Origin of the sequence: Paraburkholderia rhynchosiae, assembly GCF_002879865.1 — a bacterium.
Lineage (GTDB): Bacteria > Pseudomonadota > Gammaproteobacteria > Burkholderiales > Burkholderiaceae > Paraburkholderia > Paraburkholderia rhynchosiae.
The window spans coordinates 34,307-49,629 of the sequence record NZ_PNXY01000006.1; the positions used below are offsets into that span (position 1 = coordinate 34,307).

Below are 15,323 nucleotides of genomic sequence, written 5' to 3' on the forward strand. Positions count from 1 at the left end.
TTTTGTGTTCAACACCGCCGGATCATTCTGCGTCCGGCTGCACCCCCGGCGCTGCGCGGGCGAATGCATCGATTTGCATCGCGTGATCGTAGATGCGCTGAATCGTCGGAAACTTCGCTGTGTCGACCTTGAAGCGCTGTGCGTTGAACACCTGCGGAATCAGACACGCGTCGGCAAGCGTCGGCGCGTCGCCGAAACAGAGCTTGCCGGTGCGCGCGTCGCCGGCCAGGTGAGCCTCGAGCGTCGCGAAACCCGCTTCCACCCAATGCCGATACCAGGCGTCTTTTGCATCGTCGTCCACGCACAGCGTGTGCTTCAGATACTTGAGCACGCGCAGATTGTTCAGCGGATGAATCTCGCACGCGACCTGCAAGGCCACGGAACGCACATACGCTCGATCGGCGGGCGCCTTTGGCAAGAGCGGCGGCTCCCGATGTGTTTCCTCCAGATACTCGATGATCGCAAGCGACTGCGGCATCACCTCGTGGCCGTCAATCAGGGTGGGAACGATGCCGTCCACGTTGATCTTGCGGTAATCGGGCTTCAACTGCTCGCCGCCGTCGCGCACGAGATGCACGGGCACATATTCGTACGGCAGATTTTTAACGTTCAGCGCGATACGCACGCGATACGACGCCGAGCTGCGGAAATAGCTGTAGAGCTTCATGTCGTTGTCTCCTCCCAAACCGCGTCAGACGACGCGCACGCTGAACTCGCCGAGCCCGTCTACGCCGCCCTTCATCAGATCGCCCGGCGCCACCGCGCCGACGCCTTCGGGCGTGCCTGTGAAAATCAGATCGCCGGGTTGCAATTCGAACAGCGTCGACAGGTAGGCGATGGTTTCGCCGACCGACCAGATGAGTTGCGACACGTCCGAATTTTGCTTCTCTTCACCGTTTACGGACAGCCAGATCGCGCCCTTCTCGACATGGCCGACCGCAGGAACCGGATGAATCGGGCCGAGCGGCGCGGAGTGATCGAAGCCTTTTGCTGTGTCCCATGGACGCCCCAGCTTCTTCGCCTCAGCCTGAAGATCGCGGCGCGTCATGTCGAGACCAAGCGCGTAGCCATAGACGTGATCGAGCGCGCTCTCAGCCGGAATATTCTTGCCGCCTTTGCCGATCGCCGCCACTAGCTCCATCTCGAAGTGGACATTTTTTGACAGCGACGGATACGGAAATTCGCCCGTTTCGCCCGGTGCGACATATAGAACGGCGTCCGCCGGCTTGCTGAAGAAAAACGGCGGCTCGCGGTCGGGATCGTGTCCCATCTCGCGGGCGTGTGCCTCGTAGTTGCGGCCGACACAGTAGATGCGACGCACCGGGAACTGCTCGCTGGACCCTACGACCGGCACGGCGACCGCCTGTGCGGGTGCAAATACGTAACTCATCCCGTTCTCCGTTCTTCGATATGAGCCGCAGCGCGGCGATAAAACAACGAGTGTAACGCGCTGCAGATGGCCGCGCGCGCCAGTCCGGCATGGGTTCACGACAGCGGCACGCCGGCCGCGCGCCTGTGCCCGTGATTCGCCGGACGGCTATAGATGCGATACTCACACCAGATAACGTCCCTTGAATACCGTGGCGGCCGGCTCGACAGCAGCCCGCCAGCACGTCAAATCTGCTCGCCATGACCGACTCCGCCGACACCGCCAACTCGTTCCCCTGGGCCCGCTTCATCAAGGAGATCGGCCGCGGCCCGAACGGCGCGCGCGCGCTCACCGCCGACGACACCCGCGCGCTTTATACCGCCATGCTTGACGGCCGCGTCGGCGAACTGGAACTCGGCGCGATCCTGCTCGCTTATCGCGTGAAAGGCGAGACCGCCGACGAGCTCGCCGCGATGCTGGCGGGCGCTCATGCGTCGTTCGAGCCGGTTCACCTGCCGCCCGGCGAGTTCCGGCCCGTGTCGATACCCACGTATAACGGCGCGCGCAAGCAGCCGAACCTGGTGCCGCTGCTCGCACTGTTGCTGGCGCGCGAAGGCGTGCCGGTTCTCGTGCACGGCGTCACTGAAGATCCGGGCCGCGTGACGAGCGCTGAAATTTTCACGTATCTGCGCATTCCCCACGCAAGCTCGCACGACGATATTGAAGACGGCCTTGCCGAGCGCCGTCTCGCGTTTGCGCCGATCGACGTCCTCGCGCCGAAGCTCGCGCGTCTGCTCGCGCTGCGCCGGCGCATGGGTGTGCGCAATTCGACGCACACGCTCGTGAAGATCCTGCAGCCGTTCACGCCCGCGGGACTGCGCCTCGTCAACTACACACACCCGCCGTATCGCGACAGCCTCACGCAACTGTTCAACACGCATCCCGACGCGGCGGCCGGCGGCGCTTTGCTCGCGCGCGGCACGGAAGGCGAAGCCGTAGCCGACACGCGGCGTCAGGTGCAGGTCGACTGGCTGCACGACGGCATCTGCGAGACGCGCGTGCCGCATGAGCGTTCGTCGCGGGACGCGCCCGAAGTCGAGCTGCCCGAAGCGCGCGACGCCGAGACCACAGCGGCATGGATCGGCGCGGTGTTGCGCGGCGAGGCGCCGATACCGAGCGCGATCGAGCGGCAAGTCGAGCTGATCGTCGACGTCGCCAGAACGCCTGTGTAAAGAGTCTGGCGGCGCGCGCGGCGCATCGTTCGCTGCAGCCGTCCGCGCGAACGATGCGAACGCCGCGGATTGACACGCCGCTGCGGGCCGTCATACATTAGCCCGATGCGTTTCCTTCCGAACATCCTCCGCATTTCCTCCGGCCGCCTAGCGCGGCCTCTATCGCTACGTCTAGCGCTTCTAGCGTAAGTCAGACGTAGCGCCGCATCGGCACGTCGACTCGCACGCCGATTCCCCTGCCGCGCGCTCCTCAAAGCAGTTCAGCAGTTACTGCTTCATCCCCGACTGTAGTTCTTCACAAGCTGTAGCCGTCTGCATTCGTCCGTGTCCGCGCGGTCAATGCACGAGGATCGAATGCCCGTTGCATGCGCTTCATCCACGTCCACATTGGCTGGGGTCGTCGTCATGACGCTGTTCGTTCGCGCCCGTTCGCTGTTGCCGCTAGCGACCGGCTGGCGCGCCTCGCATTCGTGGCCGCGCGTCAGCCGCAGGAGGCGCACTGCCTGGCCGCCCCTTTTTGCATAAGAGACAATGAACGAGGTTCATGATGCTGCGCAATCCCGCTGAAAAATATCGCCCTTTTCCGCCCGTACGTCTCACCGGCCGCAAATGGCCGAGCCGCACGATCAACCATGCGCCGGCCTGGATGAGCACCGATCTGCGCGACGGCAACCAGGCGCTGATCGAGCCGATGAACGCGGCGCAAAAGCTCCAGTTCTTCGAGATGCTGGTGGCGATCGGCTTCAAGGAAATCGAAGTCGGCTTTCCGTCCGCCTCGCAGACCGATTTCGATTTCCTCCGCAAGCTGATCGAACAAAAACGCATTCCTGACGACTTCTGCGATATGGCGGCGGTTCGGCGCATTGTGGAGCGTTGCAACCAGATTCCGGTGCACCCGCGCCATCCGTATGCGGGCAATGCGGTCATACGGAGTGGAAAAGTGATGGGCGATGCCGGATCGAACGATCAGGATCAGCAGAACCTCGGCCCGCGGACGATACGGGATGCGGAGCCGCAACCGGGCGTCTGATAAAGAGCGGCATACGGCCCCCGCAACTCACGGCGTGACCCTTGGCAAGGTCACGCCGCTGTCCGAGGTCTCACGCGAGCAGCAACGGCCATCGCCGACCTCAGCGGCACAACCAACCGCGCCGCCTCACGCGCACCGACCGCCCACAAGGCCGCCGGCTAGCACGAGCGAACCCACAAGGCTTATTCGATTGCGCAACGCGTGGCCTGCCACGCAATCAGGCGCCATTGGCCGTCTTCCTGCGTGTGGATCGCCGTGTAGGCAATCGGGAACAGCAGCGCGCCGTTGTTCGCTTCCATCTCGATCAGCGCGCGGCCCGTGACGACACAAGTCTCGCGGCCCACCGGCAGCACATCTTGCGACTGCACCTCGATCTGCCGGTAGCGACGGCGCCCGGCAGTGATGCCGTCGATAAACTGCCGCTTCGTTTCACGCTTGCCGTTCGTATGCACATAGCTCACGTTCTCCGCGAGCAGCGTGTCGAGCGATTGCCCGTCACCGTCGACCATCGCACGGAAGCGCTCTCGCTCCAGCCCGCGAATCGCTTCGATCGTCTTTGCCGCCATTGCTCAGCCCCTTGCACCGGTGAGCCGGACGCGGCCACGGTCGTCAGAAGTTATATTGCAGATATAGCTGGTGGAAATTTATACCAGGATTCGGCTCTTTGATACCGCCATTCGAAACATGCTGGAAACGGTAGCCTGCCTGGTACTGCTGGTGACTGCCAAATTGCAGGCCCACGCCCGCCATGTCGGCGAACTGGAACGCGGTGGAAAGCGTGAAGGTCGAAGAAATTCTCGGACTCGACAGCAGACGAACGCCCGCGCCTACCTCGACGAAAGGCCGGATTGATCCCGAACCTTTAATGAGGCGAATGATAGGCGTCACACCGATTTCGCCGATGTTCCCGTGCACATTGCCTTCGTCCGTGTGCCACCAGGCCACGTGGGCTTCGCCGATCAGCGCGAAATGCCAGTCGCCGATCTGCCACCACGTGAGATTCGGATCCCACACGACGCCGAGGTCCAGCTTTCGGACATGATGATCGCCGAGACCGCCCGCGACCTGCACGCCGAACTCATCGGCTGCGGCCAAGCCGGAAAAACCGAGGAGCAGAGCCGCGCACGCACTTTTTAGAGCCAGACCGCGCACCGCATTCTTTTTGTTGTTCATCTAACACCCCGAGCTCAGCGAAGGTTGAACAATCTGTAACAGTCCTGCTTATTCTAAAGACAATCCAGAGTCGGCGGATCCTATTAAGAAACTTAAATTTTCGCAATTACTCACATCAAAAATGGAAAAAATCGGTCGAATGTGAGACCGAAGCCGCGCCATCAGGTAACTTCTACGGCCGACGCGCCGACTTCAAAACGCGCGTATCATGACTATTGGAATGTGCACTTCAATAGGAATTTGCGGAACTTCGATGCCCCTACGGCCTCTAAGTATTAGCACTCGGAAAACGAGAGTGCTAACATCCAACGCTGGAGTCGTTAACTGAACAAGCTTTTGCCTGATTCCAAAGGAGTTTTACACGTGAGCCATGCATTGACCCTTCCGAGTACTCTGAGCCCGTCGTCGGCTAAGGCCGCTCCGGCAGGTGCGCTGGCGCTCTCCCATTCCTCCCTGTTGCCCGGCCAACTGGGCAACATCGACGCCTACATCCAGGCCGTGAATCGGATTCCGATGCTGACGCCGGCAGAAGAACGCCAGTTCGCCACAGAATTCCGCGAGCACGACAACCTCGAGGCCGCACGCCGCCTCGTGCTGTCGCACCTGCGGCTGGTCGTCTCGATCGCGCGTAACTATCTCGGCTACGGGCTGCCGCACGCCGACCTGATCCAGGAAGGCAATATCGGCCTGATGAAAGCCGTGAAACGCTTCGATCCGGAGCAGAACGTGCGTCTCGTGTCGTACGCCATGCACTGGATCAAGGCCGAAATCCACGAATACATTCTGCGCAACTGGCGCATGGTCAAAGTCGCCACGACCAAGGCACAGCGCAAGCTGTTCTTCAACCTGCGCAGCCATAAGCAAGGCTTGGGCGCTTTCACGCCGGACGAGATCGAAGGTCTCGCCAAGGAGTTGAACGTCAAGCGCGAAGAAGTGGCCGAAATGGAAACGCGGCTCTCCGGCGGCGACATCGCGCTGGAAGGCCAGGTTGAAGACGGCGAAGAGTCGTATGCGCCAATCGCGTATCTCGCCGACTCGCACAGTGAGCCGACTGCCGTGCTGGCCTCGCGCCAACGCGACAAGCTGCAGAGCGACGGTATCGCGACGGCACTGGAGGCACTCGACGCCCGCAGCCGCCGCATCATCGAAGCTCGCTGGTTGAAGGTTGAAGACGACGGTTCGGGCGGCTCGACGCTGCACGAACTGGCCGACGAGTTCGGTGTGTCGGCTGAGCGTATTCGCCAGATCGAAGCCAGCGCCATGAAGAAGATGCGCGGCGCGCTGACAGAGTACGCGTAAGTCTCTGTCGGACAGCTTCGTCGGCGCGCTGCAAGCCGGCTAGCCCGGCGCGCGCGATGCAAGTCGCAAGGCCCTGCCCGTCGCAAGATAGGCAGGGCTTTTTTGTGCGCTTTCTTCGCGTGACGGCTCGCGCGCTCACCGCGCGTTCCAGGCCGCGTTTATGATGCGCCTCCCTGTGAGCAGCAATGCCGACCATGCGCGTTTCTTTGTTTGCGATGTGGTATTTCGCTTGGATTCCCGCTATCGGCGTGGTGCTGGCACTCGGCGTCATCAATGTAATGTGGCTCGAACCGCGCCGGTCCTGTGAAGCGGTTCATCTTAAGACTTGCTAACGAATACATTGGCCGGCATTGCGCCGGTAAACGTGAAAGCGGCACCTTGGGTCAAGGTGCCGCTTTTTAATTGCTGCGGCTCGGCCGTTCAGTTGGCAGCGTTACCGCATGAGGGCGCGGCAAACAAACAATGTGAATCGCCCTCGTTGCCTCGTCCGCTCCACTCCATCAGGCAGGCAGGGGCGTCGCGCCGCCGCTCGCCGGCATACGCGTCGCCAGCATATCTGCGTAACGCCGCGCGGCATCGCCGACGACGATATGGAACGTGTCCGCCGACACCCATGCCGTGTCGAGCGATGCAAGACGCTGACGATCGACCGCGGACGGATCGCGCACGACGATACGCAGACGCGTTGCCGCCACCGCATCGAGCGACAGCACGTTACCCGCGCCGCCAAACACCGCAAGCCAACGCAACGGATCGGGATCGAGCGGACCGCTTGCAGCGCCCGACGCTACCGCCGCCGAGGCAGAGGCCAAGGCCGCAGTCGAAGCAACGCCAACAGCAGCAGCACCAGCAACCACAGGCTTCGCCGCATCCGCATCGCTACCCGACCGCCCAATCGCAGTCCGAATCTCGTCAGCAATAATGTCCGCTTCGGGCCCAATGATCACCTGCACGTTGGTCGCGCCGCGCTTGAGCACGCCGCGCGCGCCAATGGTCTTCAACTCGTTCTCGGAGACCTTGCTCGAGTCCATCACGGACAGACGCAGACGTGTGGTGCACGCATCCACCACCGACAGATTCGATGCGCCGCCCAGCGCCGCGATATAACGCTGCGCGCGTGGCACGGCAGCGCCGGCGGCGGGCGAAACGAAACCACCGGCCGCGAACGAATCGACCTGTTCGTCGGCAGCGGCCGGTTCGCGGCCCGGCGTCGCCATGTTGAACTTGCGGATGAAGAAGCGGAACAGGCCGTAATACACCACCGAATACGCAATGCCGAGGGGAATCGCCAGCCAGCCCTTCGTCGAGAGTCCGTAGTTGAGCACGTAGTCGATCGCGCCCGCGGAGAACGTGAAGCCGAGGTGAATGCCGAGCGCCGAACAGATCGCAAGCGACAGCCCCGTCAACAGCGCATGGATCACGTACAGCACCGGTGCGAGGAACATGAAGCTGAACTCGATCGGCTCCGTGACGCCCGTGAGGAACGACGTGAGCGCCATTGAGAACAGCAGACCGCCGACCACTGCGCGGCGCTCTTTCGGCGCTTCATGGAACATCGCGAGACACGCGGCCGGCAGGCCGAACATCATCACCGGGAAGAAGCCCGTCATGAAGGTTCCGGCAGTCGGGTCGCCAGCGAAGAAGCGATGCAGATCGCCCGTCACCGCTGCGCCGCCCGTCGGCGTGAACGTGCCGAACACGAACCACGTCAGCGAATTGAGAATGTGATGCAAACCCGTCACAAGCAGTAGCCGGTTCAGCACGCCGAACACGAACGCACCGAGCGCACCCGCCGTGGTCAGCCAATGGCCGGCTGTATCGATCACGCTCTGCACCGGTTGCCAGACGTAGCCGAACAGAATGCCGAGTGCGAGACAGACCACGCCCGTGACAATCGGCACGAAGCGCTTCCCTCCGAAGAACGCGAGGTAGTCCGGCAGCTTGATGTCCTTGTACCGGTTGTACAGCAAGCCCGCGACGACACCCGCCACGATCCCCGACAGCACGCCCATATTGAGCTTGTCGTTGATGTCCTTCATCACCGCGACTTCGATCAGATAACCGATCGCGCCCGCGAGACCCGCGACGCCGTTGTTGTCCTTCGCGAAACCGACCGCCACGCCGATTGCGAACAGCAGCGGCAGGTTATCGAAGATCGCGCCGCCGGCGTCGGCGATCATCTTGATGTTGAACACATCGGGCTGGCCGAGGCGCAGCAGCAGGCCGGCAACCGGCAGCACCGCGATAGGCAGCATCAGCGCGCGTCCCAGGCGCTGAATCTTCAGAAACGGATTCCCATCCATTGATACCTCCAATCCTTGTCTCGTTGTCGACGGACGTCGTTGAGTGATGTAGCCAGCTTGCGGACGGTGTGGGGTTCAGTCCAACGGCCACGTTTCACGGCTTACTGCTCTTACCGCCTGCGCCGATTCGAGCGCCAGTGCATCCTGGGCGCGTTGACGGCACAGTTGATAATCCAGATTGCGCACTCGCGCCTTGATGCCCGGAACCGACACCGGATCCACCGAAAGCTCGATCACGCCGAGGCCGACGAGCAGCGGCATCGCGAGCGGATCGCCCGCCAGCGCACCGCAAACGCCGACCCATTTGCCATGCCGGTTCGCGCCTTGCACGGTCGCCGCGATCAGACGCAGCACAGCCGGATGCAGACCGTCGGCCTGTGCGGCGAGGTCGGCCTGGCAGCGGTCCATGGCGAGCGTGTATTGCGTCAGGTCGTTGGTGCCGATCGACAGGAAATCGGCGTGTCGCGACAGCTGGTCGGCAAGCAGAGCCGCGGACGGCACTTCGATCATCACTCCAACTTCAATCGGTTCGGTGCGGCCCAGCTCGCGAGCGAACTCGTCGATACGTTTGCGGATGCGGATGAGCTCGCCGACATCGGTCACCATCGGCAGCAGAACGCGCACGGCGCCGAATGGCTTCACCGCGAGCAGACCGCGCAACTGATCGTCGAGCAGATCGGGACGCACCTGCGCGAGGCGAATGCCGCGCAAGCCGAGCGCCGGATTCGGCTCCGGCGGCAACGTCAGGTAATCGACTTCCTTGTCCGCGCCGACGTCGAGCGTGCGGATGATCGCGGTGCGGCCACTCAACGCGTCGACAATGCCTTGGTAGCTCTGCCGATGCTCGTCCGTGGTCGGCGCGGCCGCGCGGTGAATGAACAGCAATTCGGTACGCAGCAGGCCAACCGAGTCGGCGCCGTTTTCGACGGCCGTTTTGGCGTCGTCGAGCGTGGCGATGTTCGCGGCAACTTCGATCGCGCGGCCATCCGCCGTCACCGCCGCTTGCTGCGACGTGCGGCGATTCGCTTCCCGCACGCCTGCGAGACGGCTGCGCTCCAGACGCGCGCGTTCGACGTCGAGCTCCGTCGGTGCAAATTCGAGGCGGCCCGTGGTCGCGTTCACCACCACCTGCGTGCCTTCGGGAATCGCATGCAGCGCGTCGCCGACGGCCACCAGGGCGGGAATTCCCGCCTGGCGCGCGAGAATCGCCGCGTGCGACGTCGCGCCGCCGCGCGCCATCACGAGAGCCGTGACACGCGAGCGATCCAATGCGGACAGATCGGACGGCGTGAATTCTTCCGCCGCGAGCACGGCTTCGTCCGGCAGCGTGCGCGCCGCGTCATTCGTATAGCCGAGCGTGCGCAGCACGCGCTTCTCGATGTCGCGCAGATCGGCGGCACGTTCGGCGAGCAATGCGTCTTGGATATTACTTAGGATAGCTATCTGTGCGCGTATCGCCTCGCGCCACGCAAAGCCCGCGCTTTTGCCGAGGCTGATCAGATCGCGCGCGGCGTCGAGCAGCGTCGGATCTTCGAGCAACACGCGATGCACCGCGAAAATGCCCGCTTCGCCGACCGCGCCGCGCTGCGACGCGTCGCGCACCGTGGTGCCGAGATCGGCATCGACGGTCGCAATCGCCTTGTCGAGCAGACGGCTTTCCGCCGCCGACGTCCCGCTCGCCTGTTCCGGCGGATCGATGTCCGCGTCGTCCCAGCGCACGAGCTTGCCGATAGCCACGCCCGGCGCCGCGCAGACGCCCGCGAGCGTATTCGGCTCAAGCGCTTCGCCTGCGGCAGGTGCCACCGTTTGCGGCGCCGGCGAGCTTTGCCGGGCCGGCGTTTCTTCGACTTCGCCGTGCGCTTCACGCGTCAATTCGTGGGCGATCGCGTCGACAGCGGCTTTGGCTTGCGGGCCGACGCCGAGCAATTCGACCGTCGCGCCTTGACCAGCGCCGAGCCCAAGCAGACCGACCACGCTTTCGATTGCCGCCTTGCGCCCGTCGTAGCGCACTTCGACACGCGCATCAAAAGCGCGCGCCGCCTCGCGCGCACGCGCTGCCGGCCGCGCGTGCAAGCCGCCCGCGTGGACCAGCCTGATTTGCGCGCGCGCTTCTTCCGTCACGCTCGTCGCGCTCATCTGACGCGACGCCGCGGCCGCGGCGCCGTCACGAGGACGCAGCAACAACAGCGGCGTTTCGCCCGCCTTCAGCATGCCGCCCTGCGCGCGCTCGACGATTTCGAACGCGTCCGAGTTGGCAATCGCGATGACAGAAACAAGGCTCGGCGCATGCAACGCAACCTGATCCTGATCGAATTCGATCAGCACGTCTCCGGCATGCACGTGGGCGCCCTGCTCGACCATCGGCGCAAAGCCCTTGCCGTTCAGTTCGACCGTGTCGATACCGATATGCAGCAGAATTTCGGCGCCTTCCGCGGTCGCGAGCGTCACGGCGTGGCCGGTTCGTGCGAGATGGGTGACGGTTCCGTCGCACGGCGCGACGAGTCGGCCCTCGAGCGGATCGACGCCAATGCCGTCGCCGAACATGCCGCCCGAAAACACCGGGTCGGGCACGTTCGCCAGCGGCACGACCGGACCGGTCATCGGCGCGAGCAAAACAATATGGCCTTCAGAATGGCTCATTAAACGGGACTCCTCGACACGTCGCATCTGATTTCTCGTCAGTGAGTTTCGGTGACTTTGTTTAGATGGCGCGGCGCGTCGGGATTGCGCCCGCGCGCGGCCGCAAGGCCCGCGGCCATCACGTAAAAGGACAGGATGGCGGCGATCGGATCGAGCGCCGCATGAGCGGTGGCAGCGAGCGGCAGCGTCGCTTCGGGTACATTGGACGGAGCAGCGAGTAACACGCGGGCGCCGCGCGCCTGCATGTCACGCGCGAGTTGCAGGAGGCCCGCCTGCTCCGGTCCGCGCGGTGCGAACACCAGCAGCGGATAGTCGCGGTCGATCAGTTCCATCGGACCGTGGCGCACTTCCGCGCTCGAAAACGCTTCGGCCTGAATGCCCGAGGTTTCCTTCAACTTCAGCGCGGCTTCCTGCGCGATGGCAAGACCGAGACCGCGTCCGATCACGATCATGCGTTCGACGTTGCGCAGTTCGTCGACAGCCTTCGACCAGTCGAGCCTGCCGGCGGTCCGCAATGCGTCGGGCAGCGTGTTCAACGCAGCAAGCAGTTCCGCATCGCGCTGCCAATGCGCGACCAGTTGCGCGGAAATCGACAACATCGCGATATAACTCTTGGTGGCTGCCACGCTCAGTTCCGCGCCGGCGACGAGAGGCAGATGCCACTCACACGCGTCGGCGAGCGGCGAACTCGGCGCGTTCACAGCGGCAACGGTCAGCGCGCCGGCCTCGCGCAGCGCTTGCATGGTGCCGACCAGATCAGGACTCCTGCCCGACTGAGAGAACGCTAGCGCAAGCTGATCACGCACTTGCAGCGGCGCCTGTTGCAGCGTCGCGACCGACATGGGCAGCGAGGCAACCGGCACGCCGAGGCGGCTCATCGTCAGGCTTGCGAAGTAACTCGCTGCATGATCGGAACTGCCGCGCGCGACCGTTAGGGCGACATGACGCGGTTGCTGTGCGAGCCGGGCCGCCAGTGCCTCGACGCACGAGGTGTCCGTGAGTTGCGCGGCAACCGTTTCTGCGGACGCCAGCGCCTCTTTAAGCATATTCGACAATTGCTTCTCCTTCGACGTATGTCGCGTTCAACGCCAATTCACGATCGAACACGACGACATCGGCCCACGCACCCCGCGCGATGCGGCCGCGGTCTTCGATGCCGAGGTAGTCGGCGGCATAGCGCGACAAACGGTTTGATACATCGGCGATCGGCAGACCGATCGACACCAGATTGCGCAGCGCCTGATCCATGGTCAGGGTGCTGCCGGCGAGCGTGCCGTCGGCGAGACGCACGCCGCCGAGACACTTCGTCACGTGTTGGCTGCCGAGGCGATATTCGCCGTCGGGCATGCCGGTCGCCGACGTGCTATCCGTCACCACGTACAGACGCGGAATCGCGCGTAATGCCGCGCGGATCGCGCCCGGATGGACGTGCAGCAAGTCGGGAATGATTTCGGCGAATTCGGCGTGCGCGAGCGCCGCGCCGACGAGGCCAGGATTGCGGTGATGCAGCGGCGACATCGCGTTGAACAGATGCGTGAAACCGCACGCGCCGTGCTTGAGCGCGGCGACCGCGTCGTCGTAAGTGCCGAGCGAATGGCCGAGCTGCACGCGCACGCCGCGCGCCGCCATCTCGGAGATGATGTCCATGTGGCCGGCGATTTCAGGCGCGAGCGTGACCACCCGAATCGGCGCGATGGACAGATACTTCAGCACTTCGTCCATCACCGCGGAGACCGCTGCGTCGGGTTGCGCGCCCAGCTTGCCGGGGTTGATGTAGGGTCCTTCCAGATGCACGCCGAGCACGCGCGAGCAGCCCTGAGTGCGCACGCGCGCGACGTCGCCGAGACCGGCGACCACGCTCATCAGCTCGTCGCGCGGCGCGGTCATGGTGGTGGCGAGCAGGCTCGTCGTGCCATAGCGCGCATGCGTGCGAGTGATGGTTTCGATGGCGTCACCGGCTTCCATCACGTCCGCGCCGCCGCCGCCATGCACGTGCAGATCGATGAAGCCTGGCAGGATGTACGGTGCGTCGTTCGTCGCGGGATCAACGCGCTCGCCGGTGAGCGCCGTGATGCGGCCGTTTTCGTATTCGAGCGTGCCGTGAATCCACCCGTCGGTGGTGAGTATGTTTCCGGTCAGCATGAGTCTCTCTTGCAAGGCGTGATACAAGGTGTGGCTGAATTGCGCTTGACGGCGCTGCATGGGAACGCAGCCGGCACGGCCCCGCTCAGGTGCAGCGCTCAGGTCCGCAATTCAGCGACGAAGTCGTAGTAGTCGTCGCGGCAATAAGTGTCGGTCAACTCGATTGCGCGCTGGTCGGCGCTATAACCGATACGGGTAATGACCAGCAGCGCCGAGCGCGGTTCGATATCCATGAGTGAGGCAATCTCGCTCGAAGCGTTGACCGCGCGAAAGTGCTGCAACGCGCGCACGACAGCCGCGCCGCGTTGCTCCAGATAGCTGTAGAGCGAGACGCCGATTGCCTGCGGGTCCGGAACAATCGCGACCGGAAGCGCTGAATGCTCGACCGCCATCACGATGCCGTCCGCGCGGCGCAAACGACGCAGGCTCGCCACCGCCGCGCCGGGCGACAGCCCGAGGTGCACGAGTTCGTCGCGATTGGCGGCGCGGATATCGCGCTCGAGCCATACGGAGTCAGGACGAAAGCCGCGCTGCTGCATCTTCTTGGTGAAGCCGGTGAGCCGCGAAAGAGGATCTTCGACGCGTGGCGTGATGAAGCTGCCCGCGCCCCGTGCGCGTCGGATCAGCCCCTGCTCGACGAGCAGTTCGATCGCCTTGCGCGCGGTGATGCGCGACACGCCGATTGCATCCGAGAGCGTGCGCTCGGAAGGTAGCGCCTCACCCGCGGACCACACGCCGCAATGGATCGCGGTCGCAAGATTGCGCGCGAGCTGCAAATACAGCGGCGTGACGTTGCGAGCGTCAGGCATCAGTGCGGACCAGCGAGTTTCCATGGCGCTCCAGCGGCCGTCGCGAAAGTGCGACCTGAAAAATGAGAGCCCATTATATAACCAACATAATACCAGTCAACGAATTGGTTCTATCTTGGTATCGATCGACGTCAAGCCTTGTGGAATAAGCCTCACAGACCAAAGAAGGCACTTGCGGAGCGCGTGTTTCGAGCCCAGGATTTACCCGTATTTAAGGCAAGTAGACCGTACCGATGCCCAAATTGCGGACTAGGTGCGGCGTCGCGAGTCGCGCGCGTCTGCAGCTTTTTGACACCAACCGATTTCACGCCAGGATGCGTGGCTTTGTTAATCAGGGCGCGTTCCAATATAGTGGTATGCAAATCCATAAAAATCCGGGAGAGCAGCAATTTGACCGATTCCGAGGCGCTGCGGCGGGCTCAGGCAGTCCGCCATTTCAATCGCTTTTACACCCGGCTTATCGGCGCTCTGCACGAGCACCTGGCTCACAGCACCTTCTCGTTGACAGAGGTGCGCGTGCTGCACGAGCTCTCGCGTGGACGCGCTCAAACAGCGTCGGTGCTTGGCCGCGCGCTTGGTCTCGACAGCGGCTATCTGAGCCGCCTACTGACCAATTTCGAACGACGCAATCTGATCACGCGGCGGCCGTCCGAAACGGACGCCCGACAGTCGCTGATCGCGCTCACCGATAAGGGTCACGCAGCTTATGCGCCGCTCGATGCCGCCGCCAGTCAGGAAGTGTTGAACCTCCTCGGCGGGCTCGGCGCGGGCTCTCAGGAGCAGTTGATCGCCGCGATGAAAATCATCGAGCGGCTGCTGGGCGACAAGCCGCAGCAACAGACGGTTGAACTGCGTGCGCCGCGACCCGGCGAATGCGGCTGGCTAGTGCATCGGCAGGCGCAGTGGTTCGCGGCGCAATATGGCTGGGATCAATCGTTCGAGGGATTACTTGCGCGCGTCGTCGCGGACTACACCCAACGCAACGATACGGTGCGGGAAATGTGCGTGGTCGCCGATCAGAACGGCGTGGCCGTCGGCGCCGTGTGCATCGTCGCAGTGTCGACGACGGTGGCCGGCGTGCGGCTATTGTGGGTCGAACCGGACGTGCAGCGTCTCGGTTTCGGCACGCGGTTGATAAGCGAAGCAACGCGGTTTGCGCGCCGCGCGGGTTATACGAGGCTGACGCTGACCACGGCCAGCGCGCTGGAAGAGCCGCGGCGCCTATGCAAGCGCGCCGGTTTCGAACTCGTCAGTCAGGCGCCGGAGCAGCGCTTCGGCAAAGACCTGACAATCGAGCGATGGGAGTTAGGCTTATAAGCGGCCACG

Annotated in this window: 13 protein-coding genes and 1 pseudogene; 5 read left to right on the plus strand and 9 right to left on the minus strand. The window is 63.6% G+C overall.

Going from position 1 to position 15,323, the window contains the following annotated elements:
• Window positions 1-22: 22 nt before the first annotated feature.
• Both maiA and C0Z16_RS10210 read right to left on the minus strand, forming a co-directional pair.
• On the minus strand, window positions 23-667 hold the full coding sequence (gene maiA, locus C0Z16_RS10205; RefSeq protein ID WP_102632037.1) for a maleylacetoacetate isomerase: 645 nt from the start codon (window positions 665-667) through the stop codon (window positions 23-25).
• Window positions 668-691: 24 nt separating this feature from the next.
• On the minus strand, window positions 692-1,390 hold the full coding sequence (locus C0Z16_RS10210) for a fumarylacetoacetate hydrolase family protein (protein ID WP_102632038.1): 699 nt from the start codon (window positions 1,388-1,390) through the stop codon (window positions 692-694).
• 239 nt (window positions 1,391-1,629) lie between these two features.
• Between C0Z16_RS10210 and ybiB the strand changes: the two genes are divergently transcribed.
• A complete protein-coding gene (gene ybiB / locus C0Z16_RS10215) occupies window positions 1,630-2,601 on the plus strand; it encodes a DNA-binding protein YbiB (protein ID WP_102632039.1) in 972 nt (323 codons plus the stop codon).
• Window positions 2,602-3,148: 547 nt separating this feature from the next.
• A pseudogene (locus C0Z16_RS10220) lies at window positions 3,149-3,436 on the plus strand (2-isopropylmalate synthase); the annotation flags it as partial.
• 377 nt (window positions 3,437-3,813) lie between these two features.
• On the opposite strand, the gene C0Z16_RS10225 reads toward C0Z16_RS10220, so the two are convergent.
• Window positions 3,814-4,197: a nuclear transport factor 2 family protein gene (locus tag C0Z16_RS10225; RefSeq protein WP_027801216.1), complete on the minus strand. Its 384-nt coding sequence runs from the start codon at window positions 4,195-4,197 to the stop codon at window positions 3,814-3,816.
• A 43-nt stretch (window positions 4,198-4,240) separates the two neighbouring features.
• A complete protein-coding gene (locus C0Z16_RS10230) occupies window positions 4,241-4,804 on the minus strand; it encodes an acyloxyacyl hydrolase (protein ID WP_102632040.1) in 564 nt (187 codons plus the stop codon).
• Window positions 4,805-5,167: 363 nt separating this feature from the next.
• On the opposite strand from C0Z16_RS10230, the gene rpoH reads away from it, so the two are divergent.
• Window positions 5,168-6,103, plus strand: a complete 936-nt coding sequence (rpoH, locus tag C0Z16_RS10235) for an RNA polymerase sigma factor RpoH (protein WP_020067013.1) — start codon at window positions 5,168-5,170, stop codon at window positions 6,101-6,103.
• 215 nt (window positions 6,104-6,318) lie between these two features.
• On the plus strand, window positions 6,319-6,435 hold the full coding sequence (gene cydX / locus C0Z16_RS10240) for a cytochrome bd-I oxidase subunit CydX (RefSeq protein WP_102632283.1): 117 nt from the start codon (window positions 6,319-6,321) through the stop codon (window positions 6,433-6,435).
• Between the two features lie 168 nt (window positions 6,436-6,603).
• On the opposite strand, the gene nagE is transcribed toward cydX, so the two are convergent.
• The 5 genes from nagE to C0Z16_RS10265 form a co-directional block, all read right to left on the minus strand.
• Window positions 6,604-8,406 (minus strand): N-acetylglucosamine-specific PTS transporter subunit IIBC, encoded by a 1,803-nt coding sequence (gene nagE / locus C0Z16_RS10245; protein WP_102632041.1) that lies wholly within the window; start codon window positions 8,404-8,406, stop codon window positions 6,604-6,606.
• Window positions 8,407-8,481: 75 nt separating this feature from the next.
• Entirely contained in the window at window positions 8,482-11,046 is a 2,565-nt protein-coding gene (gene ptsP / locus C0Z16_RS10250) for a phosphoenolpyruvate--protein phosphotransferase (protein ID WP_175130647.1), read from the minus strand.
• 38 nt (window positions 11,047-11,084) lie between these two features.
• Window positions 11,085-12,092 (minus strand): SIS domain-containing protein, encoded by a 1,008-nt coding sequence (locus tag C0Z16_RS10255; RefSeq protein ID WP_102632043.1) that lies wholly within the window; start codon window positions 12,090-12,092, stop codon window positions 11,085-11,087.
• A complete protein-coding gene (gene nagA / locus C0Z16_RS10260; RefSeq protein ID WP_102632284.1) occupies window positions 12,085-13,188 on the minus strand; it encodes an N-acetylglucosamine-6-phosphate deacetylase in 1,104 nt (367 codons plus the stop codon). The genes C0Z16_RS10255 and nagA overlap by 8 nt, the downstream gene beginning before the upstream one ends.
• Window positions 13,189-13,286: 98 nt before the next feature.
• Window positions 13,287-14,021 (minus strand): GntR family transcriptional regulator, encoded by a 735-nt coding sequence (locus tag C0Z16_RS10265; protein ID WP_102632044.1) that lies wholly within the window; start codon window positions 14,019-14,021, stop codon window positions 13,287-13,289.
• A gap of 366 nt (window positions 14,022-14,387) precedes the next feature.
• On the opposite strand from C0Z16_RS10265, the gene C0Z16_RS10270 reads away from it, so the two are divergent.
• Window positions 14,388-15,314: a bifunctional helix-turn-helix transcriptional regulator/GNAT family N-acetyltransferase gene (locus C0Z16_RS10270; RefSeq protein ID WP_102632045.1), complete on the plus strand. Its 927-nt coding sequence runs from the start codon at window positions 14,388-14,390 to the stop codon at window positions 15,312-15,314.
• The last annotated feature ends 9 nt before the right edge of the window (window positions 15,315-15,323 follow it).